The sequence below is a fragment of the Paenibacillus sp. GCM10027629 genome (assembly GCF_042676425.1).
GTDB classification, from domain to species: Bacteria; Bacillota; Bacilli; order Paenibacillales; family Paenibacillaceae; genus Paenibacillus_K; species Paenibacillus_K terrigena.
In genome coordinates this window covers 169,153-195,231 of sequence record NZ_JBHTGZ010000005.1, presented here as the reverse complement: position 1 = coordinate 195,231, position 26,079 = coordinate 169,153, and the positions used below count along the sequence as shown (strand labels likewise).

At 48.1% G+C, this 26,079-nt stretch carries 24 protein-coding genes; 3 read left to right on the top strand and 21 right to left on the bottom strand.

Going from position 1 to position 26,079, the window contains the following annotated elements; translation table 11 throughout:
* Nucleotides 1-50: 50 nt before the first annotated feature.
* The 7 genes from ACFQZR_RS06870 to ACFQZR_RS06840 form a co-directional block, all read right to left on the bottom strand.
* Nucleotides 51-1,931: an ABC transporter ATP-binding protein gene (locus ACFQZR_RS06870; protein ID WP_379344220.1), complete on the bottom strand. Its 1,881-nt coding sequence runs from the start codon at nucleotides 1,929-1,931 to the stop codon at nucleotides 51-53.
* Complete coding sequence (locus ACFQZR_RS06865; RefSeq protein WP_379344217.1) at nucleotides 1,918-3,660, bottom strand: ABC transporter ATP-binding protein; 1,743 nt, start codon at nucleotides 3,658-3,660, stop codon at nucleotides 1,918-1,920. Before ACFQZR_RS06865 ends, ACFQZR_RS06870 begins: the two co-directional genes overlap by 14 nt.
* 223 nt (nucleotides 3,661-3,883) lie before the next feature.
* Nucleotides 3,884-4,885 (bottom strand): phosphotransferase, encoded by a 1,002-nt coding sequence (locus ACFQZR_RS06860; protein WP_379344215.1) that lies wholly within the window; start codon nucleotides 4,883-4,885, stop codon nucleotides 3,884-3,886.
* Between the two features lies 1 nt (nucleotide 4,886).
* Nucleotides 4,887-6,020 carry a glycosyltransferase family 4 protein gene (locus tag ACFQZR_RS06855; RefSeq protein WP_379344213.1) on the bottom strand — a complete coding sequence of 378 codons (1,134 nt, stop codon included), beginning with the start codon at nucleotides 6,018-6,020 and terminating at the stop codon, nucleotides 4,887-4,889.
* A 105-nt stretch (nucleotides 6,021-6,125) separates the two neighbouring features.
* Nucleotides 6,126-7,637, bottom strand: coding sequence for an oligosaccharide flippase family protein (locus ACFQZR_RS06850; RefSeq protein ID WP_379344211.1), 1,512 nt, complete (start codon nucleotides 7,635-7,637; stop codon nucleotides 6,126-6,128).
* Between the two features lie 95 nt (nucleotides 7,638-7,732).
* Nucleotides 7,733-8,794: an amidase domain-containing protein gene (locus ACFQZR_RS06845; protein WP_379344209.1), complete on the bottom strand. Its 1,062-nt coding sequence runs from the start codon at nucleotides 8,792-8,794 to the stop codon at nucleotides 7,733-7,735.
* Nucleotides 8,795-8,972: 178 nt separating this feature from the next.
* On the bottom strand, nucleotides 8,973-9,077 hold the full coding sequence (locus ACFQZR_RS06840; RefSeq protein ID WP_018754539.1) for a DUF6254 family protein: 105 nt from the start codon (nucleotides 9,075-9,077) through the stop codon (nucleotides 8,973-8,975).
* Between the two features lie 237 nt (nucleotides 9,078-9,314).
* Here ACFQZR_RS06840 and ACFQZR_RS06835 point away from each other — a divergent pair, with 237 nt between their 5' ends.
* Nucleotides 9,315-9,830: a hypothetical protein gene (locus ACFQZR_RS06835; protein WP_379344920.1), complete on the top strand. Its 516-nt coding sequence runs from the start codon at nucleotides 9,315-9,317 to the stop codon at nucleotides 9,828-9,830.
* A gap of 21 nt (nucleotides 9,831-9,851) precedes the next feature.
* On the opposite strand, the gene ACFQZR_RS06830 is transcribed toward ACFQZR_RS06835, so the two are convergent.
* The 4 genes from ACFQZR_RS06830 to ACFQZR_RS06815 all read right to left on the bottom strand — a co-directional run bounded on the left by ACFQZR_RS06830 (nucleotide 9,852) and on the right by ACFQZR_RS06815 (nucleotide 14,154).
* Entirely contained in the window at nucleotides 9,852-10,385 is a 534-nt protein-coding gene (locus tag ACFQZR_RS06830; RefSeq protein ID WP_379344206.1) for a P-loop NTPase family protein, read from the bottom strand.
* 12 nt (nucleotides 10,386-10,397) lie between these two features.
* A complete protein-coding gene (locus ACFQZR_RS06825) occupies nucleotides 10,398-11,375 on the bottom strand; it encodes a formylglycine-generating enzyme family protein (RefSeq protein WP_379344204.1) in 978 nt (325 codons plus the stop codon).
* Between the two features lie 154 nt (nucleotides 11,376-11,529).
* Nucleotides 11,530-12,363 carry a CPBP family intramembrane glutamic endopeptidase gene (locus tag ACFQZR_RS06820; RefSeq protein WP_379344201.1) on the bottom strand — a complete coding sequence of 278 codons (834 nt, stop codon included), beginning with the start codon at nucleotides 12,361-12,363 and terminating at the stop codon, nucleotides 11,530-11,532.
* Between the two features lie 135 nt (nucleotides 12,364-12,498).
* Complete coding sequence (locus ACFQZR_RS06815) at nucleotides 12,499-14,154, bottom strand: MDR family MFS transporter (RefSeq protein WP_379344199.1); 1,656 nt, start codon at nucleotides 14,152-14,154, stop codon at nucleotides 12,499-12,501.
* Nucleotides 14,155-14,231: 77 nt separating this feature from the next.
* On the opposite strand from ACFQZR_RS06815, the gene ACFQZR_RS06810 reads away from it, so the two are divergent.
* Nucleotides 14,232-14,429 carry an alpha/beta-type small acid-soluble spore protein gene (locus ACFQZR_RS06810; RefSeq protein ID WP_379344197.1) on the top strand — a complete coding sequence of 66 codons (198 nt, stop codon included), beginning with the start codon at nucleotides 14,232-14,234 and terminating at the stop codon, nucleotides 14,427-14,429.
* An 85-nt stretch (nucleotides 14,430-14,514) separates the two neighbouring features.
* Here ACFQZR_RS06810 and ACFQZR_RS06805 read toward each other — a convergent pair whose 3' ends face one another.
* The 9 genes from ACFQZR_RS06805 to ACFQZR_RS06765 all read right to left on the bottom strand — a co-directional run bounded on the left by ACFQZR_RS06805 (nucleotide 14,515) and on the right by ACFQZR_RS06765 (nucleotide 24,332).
* Nucleotides 14,515-15,753, bottom strand: a complete 1,239-nt coding sequence (locus ACFQZR_RS06805) for a multidrug effflux MFS transporter (RefSeq protein ID WP_379344195.1) — start codon at nucleotides 15,751-15,753, stop codon at nucleotides 14,515-14,517.
* 221 nt (nucleotides 15,754-15,974) lie between these two features.
* Nucleotides 15,975-16,724 (bottom strand): PP2C family protein-serine/threonine phosphatase, encoded by a 750-nt coding sequence (locus ACFQZR_RS06800; RefSeq protein WP_379344193.1) that lies wholly within the window; start codon nucleotides 16,722-16,724, stop codon nucleotides 15,975-15,977.
* Nucleotides 16,725-16,862: 138 nt separating this feature from the next.
* Nucleotides 16,863-17,978 carry an alpha/beta hydrolase gene (locus ACFQZR_RS06795; protein WP_379344191.1) on the bottom strand — a complete coding sequence of 372 codons (1,116 nt, stop codon included), beginning with the start codon at nucleotides 17,976-17,978 and terminating at the stop codon, nucleotides 16,863-16,865.
* Nucleotides 17,979-18,175: 197 nt separating this feature from the next.
* Entirely contained in the window at nucleotides 18,176-19,537 is a 1,362-nt protein-coding gene (locus ACFQZR_RS06790; protein ID WP_379344189.1) for an ABC transporter substrate-binding protein, read from the bottom strand.
* Between the two features lie 21 nt (nucleotides 19,538-19,558).
* Nucleotides 19,559-20,740 carry an efflux RND transporter periplasmic adaptor subunit gene (locus ACFQZR_RS06785; protein WP_379344187.1) on the bottom strand — a complete coding sequence of 394 codons (1,182 nt, stop codon included), beginning with the start codon at nucleotides 20,738-20,740 and terminating at the stop codon, nucleotides 19,559-19,561.
* 32 nt (nucleotides 20,741-20,772) lie between these two features.
* Nucleotides 20,773-21,639, bottom strand: coding sequence for a carbohydrate ABC transporter permease (locus tag ACFQZR_RS06780; protein ID WP_379344185.1), 867 nt, complete (start codon nucleotides 21,637-21,639; stop codon nucleotides 20,773-20,775).
* A 22-nt stretch (nucleotides 21,640-21,661) separates the two neighbouring features.
* Nucleotides 21,662-22,525 carry a carbohydrate ABC transporter permease gene (locus ACFQZR_RS06775; protein ID WP_379344183.1) on the bottom strand — a complete coding sequence of 288 codons (864 nt, stop codon included), beginning with the start codon at nucleotides 22,523-22,525 and terminating at the stop codon, nucleotides 21,662-21,664.
* Nucleotides 22,526-22,686: 161 nt separating this feature from the next.
* Nucleotides 22,687-23,475 carry a VOC family protein gene (locus tag ACFQZR_RS06770; RefSeq protein WP_379344181.1) on the bottom strand — a complete coding sequence of 263 codons (789 nt, stop codon included), beginning with the start codon at nucleotides 23,473-23,475 and terminating at the stop codon, nucleotides 22,687-22,689.
* 227 nt (nucleotides 23,476-23,702) lie between these two features.
* Nucleotides 23,703-24,332 (bottom strand): NAD(P)-dependent oxidoreductase, encoded by a 630-nt coding sequence (locus ACFQZR_RS06765; RefSeq protein ID WP_379344179.1) that lies wholly within the window; start codon nucleotides 24,330-24,332, stop codon nucleotides 23,703-23,705.
* 263 nt (nucleotides 24,333-24,595) lie between these two features.
* Between ACFQZR_RS06765 and ACFQZR_RS06760 the strand changes: the two genes are divergently transcribed.
* Nucleotides 24,596-25,009, top strand: a complete 414-nt coding sequence (locus tag ACFQZR_RS06760) for a hypothetical protein (RefSeq protein WP_379344176.1) — start codon at nucleotides 24,596-24,598, stop codon at nucleotides 25,007-25,009.
* Between the two features lie 64 nt (nucleotides 25,010-25,073).
* Here ACFQZR_RS06760 and ACFQZR_RS06755 read toward each other — a convergent pair whose 3' ends face one another.
* Nucleotides 25,074-25,574 carry a DinB family protein gene (locus tag ACFQZR_RS06755; protein WP_379344174.1) on the bottom strand — a complete coding sequence of 167 codons (501 nt, stop codon included), beginning with the start codon at nucleotides 25,572-25,574 and terminating at the stop codon, nucleotides 25,074-25,076.
* Nucleotides 25,575-26,079: the final 505 nt, after the last annotated feature.

Genomic DNA, 26,079 nt, shown 5'->3' with positions numbered 1-26,079 from the left:
GAGAAAAGGAGGGCTCTCGCCCTCCATCTGCTGGTTCCCTACCTATAACATTACGACAGCTTCTCTTCCAGGTTGCGGAACTGGTTGTTGAACATTCTCGCGTAGACGCCCTCTTCTTGCAGCAATTGGTCATGTCCGCCCTTCTCTGCAATCGAGCCATGGTCAATGACCATGATCGTATCGGCATCTCGAATCGTATTCAGCCGATGCGCAATAATGAAGCTGGTCCGCCCCTGCATAATGTTCAGCAGCGCATCTTGGATATGCAGCTCCGTACGCGTATCGATACTGCTCGTCGCTTCGTCCAGAATCAAGATCGATGGCTTCGCCAGAATCACTCGTGCAATCGCGAGCAGCTGCCGCTGACCTTGACTTAGATTGCCGCCATTCTCCGAGAGTACCGTGTCATATTTCTTCGGCAGCCGCTGAATGAATACATCCGCATTCGCCATGGCAGCTGCCGCCCGAATCTCTGCATCCGTCGCATCCGGCTTGCCGTACTTAATATTATCCTTAATCGTACCCGAGAATAAGTACGTATCCTGCAGCACGAAGCCAAAAGCGCGTCGTAAGCTATCTCGCGTGTAATCCCGAATATCTCTGCCATCAATCAGGATACGCCCGCCCGTCACGTCATAGAACCGCGTAATCAGGTTCACAATGGTTGTCTTGCCCGCACCAGTTGGTCCAACGAGCGCCGTACTACTTCCTGGCTCCGCCTCGAAGCTGACATGACTCAGAATGGGCACATCCGGGCGGTAACCGAATTGCACATCTTCGAAGACGACATGTCCACTCGGATTCCGCAATTCAATGGCTCGCGGTGCATCCTCGGGCTCCTCCTGCTCATCCAGCACCTCGAAGACACGTTCCGCACCCGCTACACCCGATTGAAGCACGTTGAATATATTCGCCATGTCGTTGAGCGGGCGAACGAATTGCCGAGAATAGCTGATAAAGCCCGCAATAACGCCGACTGTAATCATCCCTTTCACAGCGAGCGCCCCACCGACCATCGCGACTGCGGCGAACCCGAGGTTATTGATCACGTTCATGATCGGCATAAGGAATCCTGACCAAATTTGCGCCTTAAGCCCAACTTTGAACAGTTGGTCATTCACTGCATCAAAGTCCGCAATAGCACGTTCCTCATGATTGAACGCCTTCACGACTTCAATGCCCGAAATCGTCTCCTCAATATGTCCGTTTAATTTGCCAAGCTGAACCTGCTGCTCCTTGAACAACACACTCGTCCGCCGTGCAATCGTCCGGGTCAGCAGATAGACAAGTGGCACCGTGATGAGACTCGCCAAGGTCAGAATCGGACTTAACACGATCATCATGACGAGCGAACCTACAATCGTAATCGCCCCGGACATCAGCTGCGTCGTCGATTGGGAAATCGTGTTGCTCACATTATCGATATCATTCGAGAGACGGCTCATGACCTCGCCATGGGACTGCCGATCGAAATAGGCGACAGGCAGCTTCTGCAGCTTCGCGAATAACGCGCTGCGCAGCTTCATAACGATCCGCTGGGAGACCCCCGCCATGAACCAACCTTGGAGAAGCGTCAGGACGGCATCTATGAGATAGGCCGAAGCGAGTACAATAATAATCACTTCGAGCAGATCAAAGTCTACATGGCCCTCTAGGCCCGTCATCGTATCGATCGATTTGCCAATTAAATACGGGACGAACAACATGAGCAAAGCATCGACTATCAGGAACATGAAAATTGTCGTCAGCCAGCGGCGTTCGGTTCCGACATACTGCCATAACCTTGCCAGCGTCGCCTTGAAATTCTTCGGCTTCACGACAGGTCTCCCCGCTCCGCGTTGGCCGAAGCCGCCTCCCGGACCGCCTGGCCCCGGTCTTGCTGCTGCCGCTGCTGTACCTGCAGCGCGGTCTGAGCCACTATTTTGCGGCATAATGATTCATCTCCTTTCCCAATTGGGATTGGAATATTTCTTGATATACCGTACAATCGGCCATCAACTCATGATGCGTCCCTTGCCCAACGATGACGCCGTCCTCCAGAACAATAATCCGATCCGCATCCATGACCGATGTAATGCGCTGTGCGATCAGCAGACAGGTAAGTCCTGCTGCGTATTGCTTCAACCCCGCCTTAATGCGGGACTCGGTCGCGACATCGACGGCACTCGTACAATCATCGAGAATGAGAATGTCCGGCTTACGGACAAGTGCCCTTGCAATAGACAATCGCTGCTTCTGACCTCCCGAGAAATTGACGCCCCCTTGCCCGATTCTAGAATGATACCCTTCGGGCGATTCCGCGATAAAATCATGCGCTTCTGCAATCCGCGCAGCCGCTTCGATCTCTTCTTGTGTCGCATTTTCCTTGCCGTATTGAATATTTTCGATTACAGACCCCGAGAATAGTACGGTTCTCTGCGGTACAATTGCAATCGTCTCACGCAGCTTCTGCGGATCCATTTGACGAACGTCAACGCCATTGACGCTGACCGTACCGGATGTTGTGTCATAGAATCTCGGAATTAGATGAACCAAGCTGCTCTTCCCCGATCCTGTCGAGCCTATGATCCCGATCATCTGACCAGGCGCACAGGAGAATGAAATCTGCTTCAACACCGGGTCCCCCGATGTCCCCTCATACGCGAACGTCACCTCGTCGAAATCGATCCGACCGCGCTGATCGGCTTGACCTTCTACCTTGCTGTCCCACGTCATCGCATTCCATGTGGAGAACACCTCGCCAATCCGCTCCGCGGAAGCCTTGGCACGTACGAACATGTTGAAGATCATCGAGATCATCATGAGAGAGAACAAAATTTGTGTCATATAGTTAATGAAGGCGATAATATGGCCGACCTGCATTTGCCCCTGATCCACGCGCAGGCCTCCGATCCAGAGCACCGCAATAATGCCGAGATTCACGGTAAGCACAATCTGAGGACTGAACACCGACATGACGCGCATCGCCGTCGTCGACCGGGATTGAAGCCCTTGGTTGGCTTGCTCAAATTTATCGACTTCCACATCGAAACGGTTAAACGCTTTCACAACACGCACGCCGGAGAGGTATTCGCGCATCACGCCATTAACCTTATCCAGCGCCTGCTGTACCTTCACGAAGAAAGGAAAGCCAATTTTCATATTGAGTAAAATAAATACAGCCACGAGTGGAACTACCACGATTAAGACCACGGACAGCTGCATATTGAGCCGCACCGCCATGATCAGACTGCCAATGCAGACGAGCGGCGCTTTGACGAAAATCCGCATCAAGCCGTTGACGAAGTTCTGCACTTGTGTGACGTCATTGGTCAGTCTCGTGACGAGCGAAGCGCGATCGAACTGATCCATATTCTCGAAGGACAGACCTTGAATTTTACGGAATAAATCCGCTCGAAGCTCTGCTCCGAACCGTTGTGATACCCTGGATGATATAACGCTGCGCAGCGACGCAGTCAATGCGCCGAACAACGTAATCATGAGCATGAGGCTGCCCAAACGCAGTACAACATTCATCTCACTATTCGCTACGCCGTCATCAATAATTTTCGCCATAATCGTCGGTTGGAGTAAATCGCATAACGCCTCAATCATGAGGAAGAACACCGCAATCCCGAACAGCTTCCAATACTTTCGAATATAAGGCTTAAGAAACTTCATACGTCTCTCCTCTCCAATGTAGATTTCTATCCATAGCACAATAAATAAACCCTTCCCTTCCACGATACTCCTATATGTTGGAAAAGTAAAACGTCCATAACGACTCTTTTAACGTGTTACTATACCGACCCTCACACAGGTACACCGCATAAAAAAGACCTTGCCGCAGCAAGGCCTTTGTAATCCGAATCAACTTTTTACGCTGAGCTAACCTCGTTCAGACCTATGATGAAGTACTATGTTTAACTGCATAATTATCAAGCTTCTGCAGGAATGTTCCAATTCGTCTTTCGGAACGAATCGCCCATCGTAAATATTTTTTGTTCAGAGGGAATCTTGGGAAGGGTGATAGCACGAGGTATGTTGTGAATGGGAATCGCAACCATACTCGAATGAGTTCATAATCGTGTTTACTTAGTTTTGCGACCTGACGGTAACCGTTCAGAATCGCCTTGGCGATCGCGAAATCCCAATGATAGTCCTTGCATGAATTATAGATGACGCGATACAAATCAAAGGCGCGTAAATCAATGTGTAATGTCTCGAAATCAATGAGATGCGTTCCTTTGACATTACAGATAAAATTGCTAGGGCCTCCATCACCGTGGCTCAGAACACCGAATCGACCAGGCTTTTTGCAGTACTTACGATAATTGCTATGTCGCAGCAATCTCCTCGCTTGATTCGAGTAACGTAAAATTTCTGCACCATGCTCCTGCACAAATGAATTAATCGAAGGTCGAAATTCATTCCGCTTCGCTTTTTTTATCTTTTTTTTCAGAAATTTGTGCTGCGCTAGGAGCGTAGATTTCCAGGTCCCAATTCGGCTGTATTTCATCCCACCAAGGATTTCATCCTTTCCAGATTCATGCATTCGCGCCAATGCTTCACCGCAAGCTCGCATATCTCTCAATGATGTGGGGGATGGTTCTCTACCCGATAGCCAAGGCGTTAGCACGAAGGGTTTACCTTTTGACGAAAGAACATAGAGCTTACGCCCTTCTCGCGTTTGCGGATTACGCCAAGAAATCAGCACGCCACGCTTCCTGATCCGTTGCAGCACCTGATCCGTCCATTTCAGACGTGCAAGTCGTTTGGGCATACGCTTGAGACTGAAGGACTGATGGTCACAGGTGATAACGCGATAGATCCCTTTCCGGATTTTCTTCATACGACTGACCTCAAGCCCAAAACCATCTGCGATGTTGAACATCCGCTCATTCATATTAAATCACCTTCGTCATATTCAAAAATAGCGATTTGTACTGACGGGCAATTGCACGCCAACGATAACGCTTCGCTGTGAGTCGAGCGTTTCTAATACGTTTCTTGGTCTTGGCTGGTTTGTTCCACATCGATGTGATTGCTTTAGCGATCGATTTGCTATCAACGGATCGTATAATCTGAGCATTCTTCGCATTTACGAATTCACTTAATCCGCCAGATAGGGTGGATACGAGGGGGACACCGCTAGCCATAGCTTCCAGGGCAACCAGACAGAATGATTCTTTCTTGCTTGGTACAATAACAGCACCATAAGAAGAATACATCGCAAGGACTTCTTCGTTCTTTCTGTTAGGGATCCAGTGTATGTTCTTCGAAATCCCTAGACGTCGTGTTAGGGCACGTGAACTTTTCATCGATTTCCCTTTCCCAACGATGGTTAGATGTACATTCTTGTGCTCACGTGACAATAAAGCAATGGCTCTGATCAAGGATTTGATGCCTTTATCAGGAATTAGTCTTCCAACATAAAGCAATTCATGAGATGAACCCTTTAGTTTTCTCCTTCTCCTGACGCTCTTCACACCATTAGGAATAACACTGATCTTCCCCCGACTGCTTTTTGGATATAAATCCTTAATCTCAGCTGCCTGCCATTTGCTCGGGACGACAATCTTTGCCGCACTGCGAATTAATTGGGTCTGATTCTTCCCATGACTGGAATGAATCCCTTTGGACGCAAGAGAATGGCAGGTATACACGAGAGGAATACTGAACTTGCTTGCCGCCGCCCTTGCAGCAGCTGCATATTCCATACTGTGAACATGAATGAGGTCTGGCGGGTCAGAGGTTGTCGAAGTGGATAATCTTAATAGGGGTTTGGGTTTGAACGAACGAGAGGACATACGGTAATATTTCTTATTTTTCGGAATCCTAATGACACCAATTTTGCCATTCGCTCTCGAACTATCAACCTGATTCTTGCCATCCTCACTCGTACATAACACCGTCACATCCAAACCTGTTTTGCTCAATTTCCGGGTCAATTGTGTGGCAACAATTCCTAGCCCGCCAACAATTCGAGGGTGATATTCACTCGTCATGACCCATAGTTTAAGTCTACTTCTGCTGCCCATAGGAATCCTCCTATAAATACTTTCGAGTATTTTATGCTCTAGAAACAAAAATGTACGAATTTTCTATCCATAAAACACTCTAAAGTTTAGGAAAGACATCATTGTTCATTTAGATTGAAAAAGAACGTCATTCATGGATCGAGAACGCCAAAAGATATAGAGTGCTGCCCCTCCACTATACAGCGTTATACCAAGTGCTAGTTGAAATATATTGGATACATGATACGTCATCAGCGAATTCATCCCTAAAGTAACTGCTAACATGAGTATGAACAAAAGGATCATATCGACGATCAAAGGTCTTAATCGTATACCTACCCTACTCAACTTTAATGCCCCAATATTCCAGCTTACGGTAACAAGCTCCAAACACAGAATGCCTACTGAAGGTCCAGCATAACTGAACCCAGGTACGGCTACCAGAAAATACTGAATGGGGATTGCTATGCAAATCCCTACGATAAGGCCCACAAGAGGTACCTTTTTGCGTTCCTGTGCCCATAACATACTCGTCGTTAATTCTCGTAATCCAACAAGTAGCGGTACAGCTGCCAGATATCGTATAGGCTCCGACGCTTCGTATGTACCGAAGATATACCATGAAATGTACTTACTGTACGTGAAGATGAGAATTCCCGCTGTACAACCCCACACCCATCCAAGCTCAAGCGCACAACGGGTTCGTTCATAAAATTTTGCTACCTGTCCCTCTTTCCAGTCGCTGACAATCTTCATTGTTAAGGTATGGGATAGCGCTGCTGTAACGATCGTCGGCATATAGACAACAATCATGGCCATCCCCGTAATGACCCCAAAGATCGATGTTGCTTCCGATGCTGTAAAACCAGCTGCTTGCAGGCGATTCGGAATGATGATGGCATCAATACAATCAGACAGTGGAACTAGAAGCCTCGTGAATGAAATGATAAGGGAAGTATGGAGAATCCAGGAGAACATGGAATTCCGATCTGTACGATGCTGGTGCGGATAACCTTTATCTAGGCTGTCTTGCTGGACAAACCTGCAAGCAAATATTAATAGCAAGAATGAAACTAATGCCGCCAAGAAAGTACCTAGGATACCGCCTCCTACGGCAATCGGGGATCCTTTAGGGAGCAAAAGAATAACGATTACCACCAAGGCGCCCATTCGGACGGCTTGTTCGATGAGTTCAGAGAACGCAATGACGCTATAGCGCTCTAATCCTTGTAAATAACCCCTTAACAAGCTTAGCAAGGGGACAACAAATAGTGCGGGTGCAATGCAGCGTATTGCGAAGTGGAGATTTGGATTGCCAAGAAGCTCGGCAATTTGAGGTGAAAGCAAGAACGTAACATAACTAATGATCCCACCCAGACCAATTAATAGCAGGGAGATTCTTCTGAACCAGAACCATCCCTGTGCAGGGTCCTTCGCTGTAAGCATGGCCAGCACCGTTGGGAATCCGCCAACGATCACCATCAATGCTAGGCCATAATAAGAATATGCAATTTGGTAAAGCCCGATACCTTCTGCACCAACAAGTCTTATTAAAGAGATCCGCCCGATGAGCCCCATTATCTTCACAATAAATATAGAGCCGGTCCTTATTGCCAGTTGTTTCAACAGCAGCGGCATGGTCTCACTTCACCTCTATTTCCTACTCGTCCTCATTATCCTATGACGATGAAGTTAGAGGTATGTCCAGTCGAGGCCCAAGTCCGCGAATTGCTTTAATCCCGAATGTGAATCAGAATGTATTTGGTATGCCTATCCCAGCCTAAATCGAAAGGTACGCGATAACGATCTGCTGTATGAGAATTGACAAGTGGATAACCTTGATTATCATAACCAACCACCACGGAGAAATGATCTACATCCCCATGCATGACAAATCCGATTAAATCGCCAGGCAACAGCTGTGACACAGCTCCATGAGGGAACTTTTCCGTTGGTTTCACGATGTCGCTAAATAAACCGCTGGCAATCATTTTCCCATACCCGGATCGAATCAAGAATTGGTGGAATGAATCCGTTCGGATCCAAGATTCACTCCCTTCTTTGCCATACAAATAACGCCACTTGCTTGTCATTGGGAGCCCGCCGCCTTCCTTGGGATCGCCGATCACTTGCGAAGCGAAATTCGTACAGTCCCCACCTACCGTGGTGTAATCTTTATAGCTTCGGTTATATCGATGACGGTTTCCTGCCCCCCATGCGATTCCTGCATATTTGTTGGCATAAGCAATTGCACGTTTGCGATTGTATTTGCTACCAGATGGAATGTCCTGATGATTAGGAACAAAAGGGAGCGCGGAACCATCTGAGGTGATGGGGATCAATTTGGGATTTTCTTCAAGAGGGTCTAAATACCACTCCTTATACAATAACCATCCGTGACCATTTTTCTTTAGTGTCAGCGCATGCCTTGTCCCTATGCCAAAAGATTGTGAAGGAGCATACGATTGTAAATAAAAATAACTAAGTTTCAAGGATTGAACGAGTGATATTCTGGCCAAATCTCCATCGAATTGAATCCGGGTGATGCGGATATCGGACTTAGCATCGATAAATCGTATCCCCCTTTTCTCCCCCCAAGTATGAATGTATTCTGCTCGCTTGAGTTCTTGACGCATCGCATAATCGCTGGCTTTATGTCCGTGAACATAGTGCTGCTCGATTTGGACCTGATGATTATGTATGAGTAAATTCGCCCGAAGAGCGTACAATTCATTTAGAAAAGAAGTAACGTTACGTTCCTCGTCGGAAATCGCTACCATCTTCCTAGGTTCCATGGAGAAAGAAACACAAACAAGAAGGAGAAAGATCATCCCTATTCTGAATCTATACTTGTACACTTACTTCCTCTCCCCTATTCGCTTGAAAATTTCACGTCTTTTTAGCCCGTGCAACGCTAACACTGCGACTGCCCGTTGTACAACAAGGGCACCCGTTATGGGCGCCCTTGTTCATCTAGAACTCCGATAATTCCTTAAAAGACTTGATTTTTCCGTGCGCATGCGGAGTTTGCTTACGGATTTTGTCGGCATTTTCACGACGATGTTTGGAAGTTGTCATAATTACAATTCCTCCTTCGAGATGAACTTGCTTAATCGATCTTCAAGAATGTCTCCAGCGGCAAAAACCGATTCACAACAAGTGTGCCCAAGTGATTGCGTGATGAAGTTATCGGAGCACGTCACTAATATGCGCAGAAAAGGGAATCAATATGTCATTCGAAGCAACAAATTTGGTATGCTAACACTATGAATCATTCCTATGTAAAAACAAGACGAAATGAGGCCCATTCCTGTGATGTTCGACCCTACTGTATTCGAAAATTTAAAAGTCGCTATAGAAAACCAAGTCTACGATCTAGATAATCTGGACGAAATTATCCGTGTCACAGACCGGGTCGACCGTCTGGAGCTGTCCGTCATGGCACGAGAATTTTCACTTCAATTCGTACTCATCGATCATCCGGATATTACAGCCGAGATCCGGCTCGACACTTCGCTGAAAGATCTTGCTGCTGAAATTCTAGAAATGCCTGGCGAGACGCCGGCTTGTACACTTCGCATACGATTCTATATGAAAATCGAGAATCCTGATTCCCAGTGTGAGCGTATTGCTGAGGTCGTGCGGAAGATCTGGGAGCCTGAGCTGCCGACCGTGCAGACACTAAGCTTCGAATATGGGCAAAACCGCCCTATATATCGAAATACCGTCGAGCTGCGATTCAACCGCCGTATTAACGAAGACCAGATGGAGGATATTCCGAATCTGCTGGATCATATACTGCAGACGCTAGCGAAGCTGGGGAAGATGTGAGCGATCTTATGCCAAAAATGCTCAACACCGATCAAAATAATATTTGCCCGTAGCCTTCACCTCTATTAATATCCGTTGGGCTTCCTTAGGGCTCTTCACCACAATGATCTTGGTATGCTCGGCATGATCCTTAAGCTTGGCGAGGATACCAGGGCGCTTATCCCTGCGGAAGTTCCATCCAAATTTGATAAAGGGCCAATCGATCGACTCGGGGCATCCTTCGTTCATGTCCACCCTTGTCTTCCCGTGATATTGAATTCTGCGCTTAATGACGCGATACGTGGTGATCCACGGAGATAAATCGAAGAAAAAAACAACATCCGCTGCTTGCAGTCGGATGTCTAATGTTTTCCCATATAACCCATCTATGATCCATGCATCATTCGCGACCAAGATTCGATTCAACGCAGCAAATTCTTCGGTTGGCGTCGGTACCCAACCAGGCTGCCAATAGTACAAGTCCAAATAATGAATCGGTAAATCTAATATTTGTCCAAGCTCGCGCGTGAAGGTTGATTTACCTGAGCCGCTGGAGCCTATGATCGCAATTTTCATCGATATATCCCCTTACACATCCGCCGCGCAGCGGAAGCCCATATGCCCCGTCGAGCTATCCGGCGTATTCGACGAGCGCGCCGCAACACGGTAGCGGTTGCAATACGATTTGTGGCACATATGTGAGCCGCCGCGGATGACACGAGCTTCCCCGCGCGCAGGTCCCTTTGGATTCAATAACTCGCTATGCTGGTAGGTATCTGGCCGGAACCAATCCGCACACCACTCCCACACATTTCCCGAGGTATTGTAGAGTCCGTATCCATTCGGCTTAAATGCGCGTACCGGCGCCGTCCCAGCATAGCCATCGGATGCCCGATTGATTTTGGGGAAAGGTCCCTGCCAAATGTTGCACTGGTGTTCGCCATCCACCAGCAGTGAATCGCCCCACGGATAACGCCGCTGGACTAGCCCGCCGCGCGCTGCGTATTCCCACTCGGCTTCCGTAGGGAGACGTTTGCCAGCCCACGCGCAGTACGCCTGCGCATCATTCCACGACACATGGACGACCGGATGATCCCATCGATCTTCAATGGAGGAATCCCGGCCTTCCGGCTTCGCCCAGAACGCGCCGTCCACCTTCAGCCACCATGGCACGGACTGTACCGCACTATCGACCTCTTGCTTCACTGTCTCCGAGACGAATTGATAGAACACGAATGACCAGCCGAACTGTTCGGCTTCCGTCCGGTAACCCGTATCCTGCACGAAGTCGCGGAATTCCGCATTGGTTACTGTACAAGCATCCATGTAGAACGGATCCAGCTTCACTGTATGCACAGGCCCTTCCCCGTCTGCCGCGAAGCCTTCTGCATCGTTCGTCCCCATCAGGAACTCCCCGCCTTGAAGCAGAATCATCCTGGATGTATTCGCATGCTTCTTACACGTGCCCGAATCTTCCATTGCCACTTGGGATACAGCAATTTCATCATTTCCCACACCTGCAGCGTCTCTTCGGACAGAACAGCACGCGCCTTTTGGTGTCGTCATTGCGTTTCCTCCTTTTGGTACACCTTCGAATGTATCTTTTCCCCATTGTCCCATGTTCCGCATACACGAGCAACCTCTTTTCCACGCAAAAAGGAGCTGCATGCCGCAGCCCCTGCTAATCTTCCTTTTATCCCTATTTCATCAATGATTCTTCTCAAGAAACAAGATGGATGTTATGCTCCCGTTGTACGTACAATTTCACACAAATCCCGCAGACAAGGATCATGAGGATCGTCGTCAGGATACTTCCCTCCACACCAAATGAACCGCCCGATATGAGCGAATTTCCTTCTACGAGGATGGACAGGATAGGCTTGGTGTCCGTACCGGATACCGCAAACCCATAGACATGCCCCTGGAAGAAGTTCCACGCGAGGTGGAATCCGATAGGGAGCCATATCCCGCCCGTCATGACTCGCGTTAACGCGAAGAAAACACCGATCAGAAAAATATTAATCATTGTAAAAGGTGTACTCCAGATCCCCGGGTTCGCCCCATGCAGCAGCGCGAAGATGATCGAAGAAACCACAACGCCCCAAGTAACGCCATATTGATGCTCTAGAAGACCTTGCAAATAGCCTCGATTGAACACTTCTTCGGAGATCGCTACCAAGGCGAACAATCCTACACCTGCAAGAACAGAAGTCCACGTATCTGCATCCGTATGTATCGATTGGAATTTCACGCCACCACAGAACCATATCGCGATCGCTCCAATACTGATGAGCAATATGCCGAGTCCAATGCCTTGTAGCGCACATGTAATCGAATGGGATTGACGTAATCCAAGCGACCACCCCTTACCTCTCTCGAACAGGAGAAACATCAGAATTACAGAGATCATCATGCTTATCCCTGATATGATGATTAGCTTCCATTCCGGGATGCTAGATTGCGCCCCCAAGACCAGGCTGCTCACCATCCCGCCTAATCCCATAAAGAGTACGAGCGAAAGAAGTACTTTTCCAAGAACCATAAATCTACGCAATCGAACCAGCTCCCATCAAATATTTGAAACAATTTAACTACATTTCCAATTATAGACTATTTGTGGACAATTTTACTTTATTTTTCCATAAAAAAAGACGCCCCTTCAAAAAAGGAACGCCTCCCACTACAACAACTACATATCCTGCGCGACCAGCTTCTCCTCCGCTACTTTCTTCGACAGAATCTCGTTTTTGAGGAAGAAACAAACGACAAACGCAGCAACAGACATCACTAACGCGATCATATATAAATTCTGGAATGCCCCTGCGAAGACCGTCTTCGCCTGAGCCGCGATATCCGGCGCCAAATCCTTCGGAATGCCGCCAGTCGCGATCTTCTCCGCTGTGCCAGCTGGAAGATTCAGCGCGCTTACCCCATTGGTGATATGTGAAGCCAACAGACTGCCGAACAAGCTCATCCCAACCGTTGTACCTAATGCTTGGAACAGCTGCACCGTCGAGAGGGCAATCCCGCTCTCGTTCTTATTCACGGATTCTTGTACGATCAGATTATCCCCCGCGAACAATACGCCAAGTCCTGCACCCATAATGACGAAGTAGATGATAATGGCAGCGATGGATGTATCCACGCTGATTTGCGACAAGAAGAAGAAAGCAATAATCGGCAGAATAAATGAAACGATGAATACATTCCGATAACGCAATTTCGTCAGCGTAAAGCCGTTCAACATACTCATTGGTATAGCACCGAGCATGAACGCCATCGTCAAGTATCCCGCTCCAGTCGGCGATAGCCCCATAATGTTCTGCGCATAGAACGGGAAGGAGGCGAAGCAGCCAATCAAGCCGAGACCAACGATAAACACAAGAGTCGATAACACCACAACGTTCCGATTCTTGAACAAGTGTAATGGAATGATCGGTTCCTCGACTCTCGATTCAATCCAGATGAGAAGACTAATCATTAAACAGCCGAATACGAGTAAACCGACAATAACTGGAGAGCTCCAAGCATAGCCTTGCGTATCCTTCAGAACAGGCGTCAGGAGCAGTGATACCAGCGCCGCGAGGAGCACAACCGCCCCGGCCCAGTCGATCTTCGGCTTCCCTTCCCTCCGGTTCTCGCGGAGCCCTCTAGCCATAAATATCGCTGATACAATCCCAATCGGGATATTAATTAAGAATACAAAGTGCCAGCTTAATTGATCCACGATTACGCCGCCCACCATCGGGCCTAACAGCTGAGGCAGGAACATAATTGGTCCGATCATGCTTTGAATTTTGGCCCGTTGTTCGAGCGGATAGGTATCGCCGAGAATAATCATCGCGAGCGGCATCATGCCACCAGCACCAATCCCTTGAATCCCCCGGCCGATCAGCAGAACGTCCATCGAAGTTGCAAGTCCGCTAATAATCGATCCACCGATAAATAACCCCATACAAATCATATAAATACGCTTGCGCCCAAATAAATCAGCCAGTTTGCCGAGAATCGGCATGAATGCCGTCATCGTAAGCATGTACACCCCTGCAACCCAACCGTACAGCTGCAGCCCATGCAGATCACGAATGATCGTAGGCATCGCCGTCGTGACAATCGTCTCATCGAGCGCTGAGAAAATGATGCCAATGAGCAGTCCGATCATAATCAAAGTCTTGTTATTCTCTTTCACCGTTCCACCTCTATCTCTTGTTCTTACAATGCCGATCTGCCTAACATTCTTCCATGTTGGCACTGCTTCTCTATTGTACTGCGCCGATGTGAATCCACCTCGGTCTCGAGACGGAAATTCCCCTCCTACTGCAAATGGATTTTTCATTACATTCATTTTCCAAATGTTTGTATAGAACGCATTCATTATTGACAAAATAACCCTAAATTTGAATAGAAAGGCGTGTATGCATCATGGCGAGAAACAGAAAATTGGTACCCGAGGCGCAGCTTGCGCTAGCCCAAATGAAAATGGAGATCGCACAGGAACTTGGCATTTCGCTGCCTGAGGACGGTTATTACGGCAAAATGTCTACGAAAGATATCGGCACGATTGGCGGAGGCATGACCAAGCGGCTTGTACAGATGGGAATGCAATTGTCGAATCGATAAGTCGGAATGCAGATGTCAAAAAAGACCTCCCCTGGGTTGAACGCCACCGTCCATCCTCCAAGCGAGGTCTTCTTGATGTTACGAGTTATTTCATCGATACCGATTGCTTCGCACCGCGTACCATCACGACATAGCATAATACCGCAAGCACGCCAAGTAATGCGATAATGAGGCCCATTGGCACCGCCGTATGACTGCCTGCGATACCAACCAATGGCGCCATAATGCCGCCAAATATCGTCGACATCAGCCCAATCAATGCCGATGCGCTACCAGCAGCCTTGCCTTGATTCTGCATTGCCAGGGTGAAGGTCGCCGTCGATACGATCCCCACGCTGGATACGACGAAGAATAGCGGGATGAGCAAGCCCATGATTCCGATATCGAGCAGAATCATCACGAACAGCAGAATGCCTGCGATACTCGCTTGTCCTAAGCCATAGTGAAGCAGCTTCGTCTCACTAACGCGACCCGCAAGGCGTCCGGTCACTTGGCTCGCAAGGATAATACCAATCCCGTTGATCGCGAAGATCAAGCTGAACATCTGCGGTGTCACCCCGTAAATCTCCTGCAAGACAAACGGGGAGCCTGAGATATACGCGAACATGGCACCCAGCACAAGCCCCTGCGACAAGGCATAGCCCATAAACACACGGTCCCGGAACAAAGAACCGAAGGAACGAAATGTGCCTGTAATCCCGCCTTTCAACCGGCGGTTCGACGGCAGTGTCTCACGGAGACCGAAGATGACACCCAAGAACATGAGTACACCGATCACACACAATACAATAAATACACCACGCCAAGAGGTAAACTTAAGCAATAGACCGCCCGAGATCGGTGCGATAATTGGCGCTACGCCATTCACGAGCGACAGCATCGCAGAGAATCTCGTCATTTCGGAGCCCGAGTACATATCTCGGACAACCGCACGCGAGATGACAATCCCCGCCGCACCGCCTACCCCTTGAATGAACCGAAGGACAATGAACGACTCAATTGAAGGCGCGAGCACACAGATGATGGATGCCACAGCATAGATGATCAACCCCACCATCAGCGGATTACGTCGTCCCCACAGGTCACTTAACGGGCCTATAATCAATTGCCCGAAGGAAATGCCGAACATGCAGGCGGTCAAGCTCATCTGTGCGAATGACGCGTTCGTACCAAAATCCTGCGCAAGCTCTGGCAGCGCAGGCAAATACATATCGATTGTAAGCGGCGCGAAGGCAGATAACCCTCCGAGCAGTAGAATAATCCATAATCGAGCGAGACGTCTGGGTGAATCCGCTATAATCGTCTCGTCTGTTGCATTTTTCATTTCTAACACTCCATTATCTAGTTACTACGATTCCTGTAACTATTATAATTACAGATTGCCAAATGATCAATCTTTATATATGCTAGACGCCTGCGCGTGTAATCCAGCTAACGAACTACAAGAAATGGTCAGCAAGTTCAAAATATAATCGAAAACGAGCTTCAAAAAAACCGCCTGACAGCGCAGCATACTACGCATTGTCAGGCGGTTTACTTATGTTCCTATTTATGATCAGACTCCGATTCGACTACCCACACGGCAATGGCTGAATAATTATCATGGTCGACCTGTGCATGCTTCACGATACGCTCTTCCATGCGCGACAGCCACTCTGCTGGATTCTGAGACTTCATATAGTCAACTTCCATCTCCGGTTCAATGACGTACTCCCACCATCCATCCGTACATAGCAGAAAAGCATCACCCGGTTGCACCGCACAAGGCTTCAACAAGACTTCCCCCCGTAATTCAGCTGCCATGCCGATGCCGCACAAAAGCTGGCTGCGATCCTCGTGGAATCGAATATCCTGCAGCATAATCTCACCGCGATCCACAAGCGATTGGCAGACACTATGATCCCTTGTGTGTTCGATAATCCGTCCTTCACGCAGATGATATAATCTTGAATCACCAACATGTCCCCAGAGCACGGTCTCATCCTGGCGACACAACGCTACAACCGTCGAGTTCATCCCCGACAGTGTATGAATATCGTGCTGTGCTCGTCTCACTTCATCATGCGTGTGTAGGAGCACCTTCGTTAAACTCGCATGACTTAGCGGCTCCACAGCCGCAAAAGCCGTCGCAAATGCACTCGTCACAATGGAAGAAGCTACTTCCCCTCCACGGTGGCCGCCCACGCCGTCCGCGACGACATAGCACCCCTTGCAATCTCGTACCCATTCCAACAAGCTGTCCTCATTCTGTGGCCTTCCACCCGCACTCGACCGTGCTGCAGATATCCATCGCAAAGGGCAACCCTCCTATTTCGAACTCCGCCAATATAATACCTTATTAGTCGGATGTCACATTTATGTCATTCGTGCTTATCGAACGACAAATAAACCTTCAAAACCACAACTTAACGTGATCTTGAAGGTTCCTGGTTCCTAGGATGCGAATACTCGCTTCATTCCTTTAGCAATCTCATTCATACAATCCTCTGCCTGCGGGTATTGACCCATTTTATCCATAAACGCGTGATCCATGCCGCTATATTGCATACAGCTCGTCTTCACGCCTGCACGCTCTAGCTTCCTGGCATAAGCTTCATTCTCTAAACGCAGGTAATCGAATTCCGCCGAGATGACGAGGGTTTCCGGCATCCCGCTAAGATCTTCTGCAAGTAATGGGGATAAGTACGGGTGCTCTACATGCTCGTTACCTTGCACATAGACATGCTCCAGCATTTTGGTCGAGCCGCCCATGCCCATGATCCCTCCCACGATCAATTCCTGATGATTATTGATGGTATATTGATCGATCGTCCATTCAAAGTCATCTGTTGTCGTGCCTGCCATATTCGTGGTTGGATAGATCAACGCTTGATACTTGATCATGTTCGTCCCTTGATCCCGATCCTTCATCGCACAGACCGTTGCCAAGTTGCCTCCTGCACTATCACCGCTAACCGCGATTTGTTCTCGGTTGACGCCGATCGATTCTGCGTTCGCATAGACCCACTTCACAACATCGAAGCAATCTGTCAGACCCGCAGGGTATGCATGCTCTGGCGCGAGGCGATAATCCACACTCACAACCACTGTTTCAGCACGTTCTGCGATCACTTTGCATGGATTCTCGACCACATCAAGCGTACCGCCCATGAATCCACCGCCATGGAAGAAGATCATCGCAGGCACTTGTCTGCCTGCCGCAGCAGCTGGTGTATAGATACGAACCGGAATCTCGATATCGGTGCCTGGGATCATTCTGGCTTCCGTACGAATGTCCGTCGTCGTGACGTCGAAGTTTTTCCAACCCATGAATTCACGCATCTTGAGCGCGAAGCTGACCATATCCATTTGACTTGGATCCGGAAATTCCGCACCAGCCATCGCTTTTGCAGCCTCTGCATTGATTTCGTACACACGCGGATCAAGCTCGCCAACCGCATCTGTATCCGGTAGCTTTTTAATGATGACTTCCGACCCTTTCCGGTCCACCACTTCCGTACGTTCCTGCAAGGACTTGACCCATTGTTCATACGTTTCGTTCTTCACCATGTTCGCCATCTCCTTTATATATCTCATAAACATCTGAATGATAACGCTTTCTAATATTCTTAATTATACAACCTCTATACAGCCAGAACTTCCTCTTTTTTATGCAAAATAGGGCTGATTTTTATGATATTTAGACAATGTAAAGAGACGCCCTCAAATCATAAGCATGACTTTTGAGACGTCTCTAACAAACGTGACTACTCGTTCAAGTAGGTCATTACACGGCTTTGAATCAATTTACTAACTTCGTCCGCTGACTTCGAACCGTCCATGAAGGTCTTAAACTCATCGCTAATAATTGTACTGATCTTCGGATCCATGGCCGACGGTTTGCCTGTATTATCTAACATAGATTTCATCTCATCCACGTGACGCGCGAAATCTTTCGGGTCATTGATTTGAATAGCCATTTTCGATGTGCCATCGGCGACCTGCTTCTTAATCTCTTCGAATTTGGTGTTCACAAGTTCTTTGAGCATCGGGATTCCGCTTAGCTCTGGAGATTGCTGCATTTCAGGCGAGAGCATAAACTTCATGAACTGCCATGCTTCATCCTTCGCACCGGATTTAGCATTAATCGAATACGAAGCTATCGGTTGGAATGGTAGCCCCGATGATGTCCCTGCTGCTGTCGGAGGAAGAATGCTCTTCCAGCCTGGCGTGTACGAGAATGCCGCCAACATATCGGGTGTAATATAGGTGTTCTGCACGAACATCAATTTGTCCATACTGTCTATACCTCCATCATAATTCGTGATGAACCCCTTATCGTATAGGCCTTTGACATGCTGCATCATTTGTCTAAATTCATCGGAATCAAAGTTCGCCGTCTTCTTATCATGCTGTACGTAACGCTCGTAATCCGCCTCCACGATGGAATAGAGCAGCTCGCCCTTCGGACCATTTGTTCCTAACGCATACACTTCATCACTAGAAGACTTCTTGATCTTATCAGCAATATCGAAGAAATCATTCCATGTCCACTTGGCGTCATCCAGCTTCACATTCGCTTGCTCAAGTCGTTTGGTATTGACCATCATCGTGTTCACGAAATAACGTGTCGGCAATGCATACAATCCGCCGTTAATCTCGGTTGCCTCCCACAAGCCTTCGAAATAGTCTGATGTCTTGAATTCATTGTCCTTCTTCATCATCTCATGGAGATCAACGACTGCACCCTTATTCGCATAGACACCGAGAGATAGACCTGATGTATCCATGATATCGGGGCCTTTCCCGGATAACACCTCCGTATTCAAACGTGAAATGAATTGGTCATATTCATCGCGTGTCATCACTTGTCCTGTCGCCATGCCGCCACCGTCATTTTTCTTCTCTTCCGGTCCATATTTCTTGATCTGAATATCGATATCCGGATGCTTCACTTCGAACTTCTTCTCGGCCTCCTCCAAGAATCGGGTCGATCCGGCAGTCCCTATAACAACGATCTTTTTGCCGTCTTCAGACATTTTAGGCCCCGCCTCGCTACCTCCACTGCATCCTGCTAACATGATAAGACTTGCTAATCCAATGAATCCCCATTGCTTCATCTTCATCATAAGTTCTCCTCCATTTTCTCTTCATTTCACCCGAACTTCATTGCCATCTTGCAATGGTTCGCTAGTCTCGACGATGATGTCATCGTCCGAATTTAACCCTTGGGATATAATGACCTTATCTTTCATTTCTGCACCAAGCCGCACCCTGGCCTTCTCAGCCACATAACTGTTGCCCAGCGGACTTTTCTTCGTACGGACAATCAACAAATACGAACCATCGGAATCCGTTTTTAGACGTTTTTTCGAAATGACCATTCCTTTCTCGCCAAGAGGTTTCGATTTGCTCACGCTTGCGGACTCCCCGCCGTGCAGCTTCGGATGATTAACCTCCATGGTAACTTTCATCTTCGGTCCGCTATCCTCCTGGCTTCCTTCACTGGATCCTCCACGATCTGCATTTGGAGCCCCCATCGTCGTGTCATCGCCAGAATTGCCTCCATCACCTGAACCCGAAGCCGCGTCGCTAATATCCGCTACTTTCCCTTGGACCGAGATCTCCTTGCCGCCCGATTGCTTCACTACCACAGAGATTTTCTCATCTACAGCTAAGATGGAAGCCTCCGCTTCCGGAACGGTGAACGAGAATTGATAGCCTGCGGATGCATTCATGACGCTAGCCAGTGCCTTGCTCGCTGCTGCTTTGTCACCTTTTCGGGCGTTCACTTTTTTGACAATACCGTCAAAAGGCGCTGTGACTTGACTCTTCTCCCCAAGCTCCTTCTCCATCCGGGCGATCTTCCGTTGTGACAACGTCGTATTCAGACGATCACTCTCTAGATCACGTTTCGCCTTGTCGATCGCAACGGGATCTCCTGTGAGCTGTGCATCAATAAAAGCCTGCTGCAGCGCCTTTGTTCCGAGTCCAGCCTGCTGCAGACGCGTACGCTCATCCGCAATTTGGTCCTTCAAATCCGTCGCATCCAAGGTGAACAGCACTTGTCCACGCTTGACGTTATCGCCTTCTTTTACCTTGACACCTGTAATCTCGAACCCGGTATCGGACATCACATCCTCCCGTTCTTTGGGCTGTAGTGTCCCTTTGCCAGACAATGACACCTCGAGCTCCTGTACCGATGCGCGCTCCGTCGTCACCTTAGGCAGCATTGCTGCTGATATCGTATTGCTCAGAAACGCTAAGATGGCCATAACACTTAAGAAGATGACTGCAATGGTAAGGATCACCTTATTCCTCCGTGCCCCCATACGTTATTCCTCCTACCTTTTTCAAAATCGATTTATCCCTTAATACCCGACATCTCGATCCCTTCCACAAAATGCGGCTCTGCGTACAAGAACAGCAACACCATCGGAATCATGTACAGCGTAGAAGCTGCGAAGCTAACACCGAAGGCTCCCTCCTGAATCCTGGTGAGGAACAGTGACAATGGTTGAAGCGCTGCATCTTGCAAGAAGATCAACGGCTGCTCGACCATGTTCCAGTAATCCGCGAACAAGAGGACGACGAGTGCCGCAATCCCAGGTCGAACCATCGGAAGAATGATCTGCAGAAAAATTCGTAGCGTGCTCGCACCATCAATTTTCGCCGCCTCCATATAACCTGCCGGTATATTCAGCATGAACTGCCTGAGCAAGAACACGCCAAACTGCGCGAATACGCCCGGGAGAATGATCGATCCCATGTGATTGAGCAGACCGAGACGATCCACCATCATATAGTTCGGCACGAGCGTTACCTGGAACGGCAGCATCAAAGCAATCAAGTAAATGAAGAATAGTGGATCTCTACCCGGAAAATTTAGCTTCGCAAAGGCAAAGGCAGCCAGAGAAGCACAGATTAACTGCCCCACAATGATCGGAACAACCAGCCCAACCGAATTCCAGAACATCCGTAGGAATTCCGGCGTTTTCAATAACAATGTAAAATATTGATCAAAGGATACCCAATCGGGTATAAGCTTCAGCGTGACCCACGTATTCATCGATGTCTGACCTAACGATTCGTAGTTGGCTGTAATCTCATGTTCTGTCATGAAGGAATTAATCACCGTCAGCAAGATCGGCGTCACGAGGATCAGAGCAAGCGATGCTAGGAACAACGTTCGCAAAATGGGTAACGCACTGGATAATCTAAGATTTCGCATGTTGTCTTCTACCTCCCCTCTCTTATTCCATGAAGGAACGGAATCTGCGTTCAACCTGGAACAGAATGCCGACGATGCCGAGAATCCCAATTGCCATCATCACCGCCGCTGCGGATAACTTCTCCATATCGAGGGAGACGAACATGTTATTCATGTAATGTTGAAGGAAGTAGATCCGCTCGTGCGGGTAATCGCCTGCGAGCAGATAGGTCTCCCGGAACACCTTGAAGGAATTCAGAATGGACATCAAGATGACAAGAAACGTGGTTGGGATCAGGTACACCAGGGTGATCCCGAAGAACTGCTTCACCTTCCCTGCACCCTCCAAATCCGCCGTCTCATAATACGAAGTCGGAATATTCTGAAGCCCCGCAAGGAACAAAATGACGTTATAGCCAAGATTCTTCCAGATATACATCAGAATCACGACCGTCCCGGACCAATTCGACTTCATCCAATCGATGCGTTCAACGCCGAAGTACGATAATACGGAATTCAGTGCCCCGTTCCAATCGAAAGTAATCTGCCACAAGAGCACGATCGAAGCGACAGGAACGACGAGCGGAAGCACATAAGCGGTTCGCAAGGCATTCCGTATGTACACCTTCTGATTCAGCCACATCGCAATGAGCAAGGATAATGCGACGATGAGCGGAACAGCGATGGCCGTGAACCAGATCGTATTCCCCGCTGCCTTGCGGAAAGAACTGCTCCCGAGCACCGCGCCATACTGTTCCAGCGAAAATCCGCCCGATGACGATTGAAAGGACGTTCCGATACTCTCCACGAATGGGATCAAATAAAAAATTGCAAAGCCCAGTAAACTCGGGACTAGAAAAAACAGCGCGATATAAATCTCTTGACGTGCTCGACGTGTATAACGCATAACTTCTCCTCCGATACGCCTTGAATTGAAGTGTGATTACTCCGTTGGTACAAGAGCTATCCTATCACCCGTATGTGTCACCTATGTGGCAACCCATGATTCACAGAAATTGTGCACAAAAAAAGACGTTTAAGATCCAGGCTAGGACCCTAAACGTCTCTTCATTCATTTCTATGCAAATGCAGGTGTTCCGGGATATCCATGGCGAGTGTCGAAGGAACGAAGCGGAAGATATAATTACATCTCTTGATGATAAGCTCCGATTCCGAACATTCGATGATTTCTTGATCGTCCAGTTGCTCCTTCATTTGTAGGAGACGACCGAAATCCTGTACGCCGAAGGTTACCGTCATTCGGGGTGGTAAAGCAACCATTTGAATTGGAATCCAGCGCCGCTGCGTCGATACGACGACCGCATGCGCCGTCCCGCCAATGACGAAATTGAACCAATCCGACTCATCCCTTACGCGCATCTGCAGCGTTTCTCGCATCCACTGCGTAAGTTCGCGCACATCATCCACAGGCATTCCAATCTCACGCATGTAGAGGATCTGCCAATTCCCGCTCGGCGCAATGGCCTTCTCTTGCACATAATGATGAGCAATGAACTCCAATAGATTCCCATCCCCATCGCGAAAATAGACATTGATCCCCGTCTCAAACGCCTTAACAGCTTCACCATCCGGCCAAGTCAGCAGCGTGATCCCCCTCGCGTGCAATTGATCCACGAGGACATCGAATTGCGAATAAGGAACCTCGAAGGCAAAATGTGCAGGCGATATCGGTTCATGGCTCTCTTCAAAGGTTAACGTCATGTCCGGTGTAGGTTGAAAGGTAATCGCATATTTCGATGAGGATTGGATCGGAAATCCTAACTGATAATGGTAGAACTGCTTCACGCCTTGTATGGATACCGTATTTAAGCTCAGTCCTGCGAAATGTGTAATCATGAGTATCACTTCCCTTGACGTTGATACCCTTATTTTACCAGTCCGGTATTCCTTGAACCTCCGTTAATGGATGGATGTTTACAGAAGCTTCTCTCAGGCTAAAGAAGGAGATGAGGTACAACTTTCGCAGGAGTGTTCCCATTATATTGAAAAAACAGAGGAAGACCGAAGATATCTTGCGATATCCTCGGCCTTCGGGGGTGTAATCTTTTCTATTGTAACCTATTTTAGGATTCCGACACAACGGTAAATCGCTCACCAATATGCTGCGGATGCTCGATCTCGTCGATCACTGCGATCGCATAATCTTCATAGCTGACATAACTCTCACCTTTGCTGTTCACGAGCAGATGATCTTGCCCTTTCACATAAGAACCTGTGCGTTGACCTAATGCGAACAATGCGGATGGACTAATGAATGTCCATTTCAGATCTGTCGTTTCTTTCAGAATATCCAGGTTCTTGCCTTGATTAGACGCTGTTGGGAAATAAATCGCTGGGAAGTCTGGCGTATCCATCACTTTCAAGGTTTTCGCCTCATCCACATACAAGCTGCCCGCGCCGCCAACAACGATAAGACGCGTATTCGAACCTTTCAATGCTGCGATCAACACATTACCGGCATCGACGTGCAAATGTTCTTGTCCCGGCGCCGCACCATATGCATTCACCACAACATCGAACACCTGAAGGTCGCTTGCCGATAAATCGAATACGTCTTTCTCGATGACTGCAGCATTTCCCGCTACCTTCGAGGCATCGCGCACGATCGCTGTTACTTCATGGCCCCGATCCAATGCTTCTTTCATAATCCGGCTTCCCGCTTTACCCGACGCACCTATAATTGCAATTTTCATATGAATAACCTCCTCATGGAATCTAAAATATTTTTATTTCTCAACCTGTAACTATTATAGTTACATCTAAGTATTTTGTCAACACCCCGTGATTTATGATACAATAATTGGAAATTACACCCACGTGAAAAGAGGGCGAATCTTTGGGATTACGACGTAAACACTATCTTTTATTATCCGTTGTGATAGGATTCATTATGCTTGTCACCGTGCTCTCAAGCAAAAGACCTTCTGAGACTCCCATAATCAAAGAAACATCTAATATGACACAATATGTCGAGCTTAAGGCAGCAGATCCTGCTGCAGACTATTTCCCTATCTCAGGTTGGGAGATTACAGAACTCGGCCCAACATCCAAATCAGAGACAAGTAACAAAAACCTTCAGGTTACTGCGATAATCGATCTTGGGGAAGGAAAAACAGCCCAAGCAACAGCCACAGTTCAAATGCAAGAGGTAATGTTCGGCGGATCGATGGGGAGAAAATTCATAAATGTTATTGATCATTCCGAGCAGCTCACTGCAACGACCGCACAGGGTGAGAAACTGATCACAAATTATGTTAAGGGCACCGTACAGATGAGTCAGCGATTGCAAATTTCGTATAATGGCTACTTGGAGAATACCGATTACGAGCGTCAATTTTTCCAGGGTACAGGGTTTATCCAAGCACTTTAAGAGACAGAACATAAAAAGCGCGCCTCCTTACCGTCGTAAGGGGACGCGCTTCTATTTATTCAACTTATACCGGTGCTTCTACGCCCATACTAACCCATTCTTCTTTGGATGGACCGTATACGCCAGGCACTTGTAGACCTGCTTGACGCATTAGGATCGTCAACTGACCCCGGTGATGAATTTCATGCTTCAAGTAAATGTTCAATGTCAGTCCATTTGGCCAAATTTGACCGTACATATTGTTCTTCTCCTGCAAATTGGCATCGGTCCATTGGGATTCCAATGCATGAAGCAATCCAGTCGACACGCTCCGATATGCATCTGCGATGGCAGAAGCCGATGTTGGCAGCTCACTGTTCGCAGCAGGCGCTTCAAACTTAAGACCCATAGAGAGCAGCATCCCCTCATCATTATGGACGAGGTGCCACGCCAGTTGACCTAATGACCGATACCCCGGAGCTACTTCCTGCTTCAAAGACGCATCCGTTAAGGCATCGAGTAACTTCTGTGTGGAAGCTGATTCGAGTCGATACTCCTCCATAAAACTTTGTAACGATTGATACATGCTTCATTACCTCCCATAATTTTCTTCAAGGAACTTCTTCTTGTCTCTACTATAAACCAAGAACACTGACAGATGGTTGTCAGTGTTCTCGGGGTCATCTCAAAATATTCGTGACGCAAGCTTTAATCCCTGCACGACATTTAGAACTCGGACAAATTTGCTTCTTCGCGCCTACTGGGGCTGCAGTTATTTCGACCTCATCGCCAGTCCGCTCATTTAACTGCTTTTTAGCAGTTATTTCGATCCCAGCGCACCTGTTCGGGATATTTAACTGCCTTTTTGCAGTTATTTCGATCTCATCACGCCAGCCCGGGCCATTTAACTTCTTTTTTGCAGTTATTTCGACCTCATCTCGCCAGCCCGGCCCATTTAACTGCTTTTTTGCAGTTATTGTGACCTCATCGCGTCAGCCCGGCCCATTTAACTGCTTTTTAGCAGTTATTTCGATCTCATCGCGTCAGCCCGAACCATTTAACTGCTTTTTTGCAGTTATTTCGATCTAATC

Excerpts from the sequence above, each read along its gene's own strand:
- ACFQZR_RS06870 (WP_379344220.1), bottom strand. The coding sequence starts at position 1,931 with ATGCCGCAAAATAGTGGCTCAGACCGCGCTGCAGGTACAGCAGCGGCA.
- ACFQZR_RS06865 (WP_379344217.1), bottom strand. The coding sequence starts at position 3,660 with ATGAAGTTTCTTAAGCCTTATATTCGAAAGTATTGGAAGCTGTTCGGG.
- ACFQZR_RS06860 (WP_379344215.1), bottom strand. The coding sequence starts at position 4,885 with ATGAATGAGCGGATGTTCAACATCGCAGATGGTTTTGGGCTTGAGGTC.
- ACFQZR_RS06855 (WP_379344213.1), bottom strand. The coding sequence starts at position 6,020 with ATGGGCAGCAGAAGTAGACTTAAACTATGGGTCATGACGAGTGAATAT.
- ACFQZR_RS06850 (WP_379344211.1), bottom strand. The coding sequence starts at position 7,637 with ATGCCGCTGCTGTTGAAACAACTGGCAATAAGGACCGGCTCTATATTT.
- ACFQZR_RS06845 (WP_379344209.1), bottom strand. The coding sequence starts at position 8,794 with ATGGAACCTAGGAAGATGGTAGCGATTTCCGACGAGGAACGTAACGTT.
- ACFQZR_RS06840 (WP_018754539.1), bottom strand. The coding sequence starts at position 9,077 with ATGACAACTTCCAAACATCGTCGTGAAAATGCCGACAAAATCCGTAAG.
- ACFQZR_RS06835 (WP_379344920.1), top strand. The coding sequence starts at position 9,315 with ATGTTCGACCCTACTGTATTCGAAAATTTAAAAGTCGCTATAGAAAAC.
- ACFQZR_RS06830 (WP_379344206.1), bottom strand. The coding sequence starts at position 10,385 with ATGAAAATTGCGATCATAGGCTCCAGCGGCTCAGGTAAATCAACCTTC.
- ACFQZR_RS06825 (WP_379344204.1), bottom strand. The coding sequence starts at position 11,375 with ATGACGACACCAAAAGGCGCGTGCTGTTCTGTCCGAAGAGACGCTGCA.
- ACFQZR_RS06815 (WP_379344199.1), bottom strand. The coding sequence starts at position 14,154 with ATGAATGTAATGAAAAATCCATTTGCAGTAGGAGGGGAATTTCCGTCT.
- ACFQZR_RS06810 (WP_379344197.1), top strand. The coding sequence starts at position 14,232 with ATGGCGAGAAACAGAAAATTGGTACCCGAGGCGCAGCTTGCGCTAGCC.
- ACFQZR_RS06805 (WP_379344195.1), bottom strand. The coding sequence starts at position 15,753 with ATGAAAAATGCAACAGACGAGACGATTATAGCGGATTCACCCAGACGT.
- ACFQZR_RS06795 (WP_379344191.1), bottom strand. The coding sequence starts at position 17,978 with ATGGTGAAGAACGAAACGTATGAACAATGGGTCAAGTCCTTGCAGGAA.
- ACFQZR_RS06790 (WP_379344189.1), bottom strand. The coding sequence starts at position 19,537 with ATGATGAAGATGAAGCAATGGGGATTCATTGGATTAGCAAGTCTTATC.
- ACFQZR_RS06785 (WP_379344187.1), bottom strand. The coding sequence starts at position 20,740 with ATGGGGGCACGGAGGAATAAGGTGATCCTTACCATTGCAGTCATCTTC.
- ACFQZR_RS06780 (WP_379344185.1), bottom strand. The coding sequence starts at position 21,639 with ATGCGAAATCTTAGATTATCCAGTGCGTTACCCATTTTGCGAACGTTG.
- ACFQZR_RS06775 (WP_379344183.1), bottom strand. The coding sequence starts at position 22,525 with ATGCGTTATACACGTCGAGCACGTCAAGAGATTTATATCGCGCTGTTT.
- ACFQZR_RS06770 (WP_379344181.1), bottom strand. The coding sequence starts at position 23,475 with ATGATTACACATTTCGCAGGACTGAGCTTAAATACGGTATCCATACAA.
- ACFQZR_RS06765 (WP_379344179.1), bottom strand. The coding sequence starts at position 24,332 with ATGAAAATTGCAATTATAGGTGCGTCGGGTAAAGCGGGAAGCCGGATT.
- ACFQZR_RS06760 (WP_379344176.1), top strand. The coding sequence starts at position 24,596 with ATGACACAATATGTCGAGCTTAAGGCAGCAGATCCTGCTGCAGACTAT.
- ACFQZR_RS06755 (WP_379344174.1), bottom strand. The coding sequence starts at position 25,574 with ATGTATCAATCGTTACAAAGTTTTATGGAGGAGTATCGACTCGAATCA.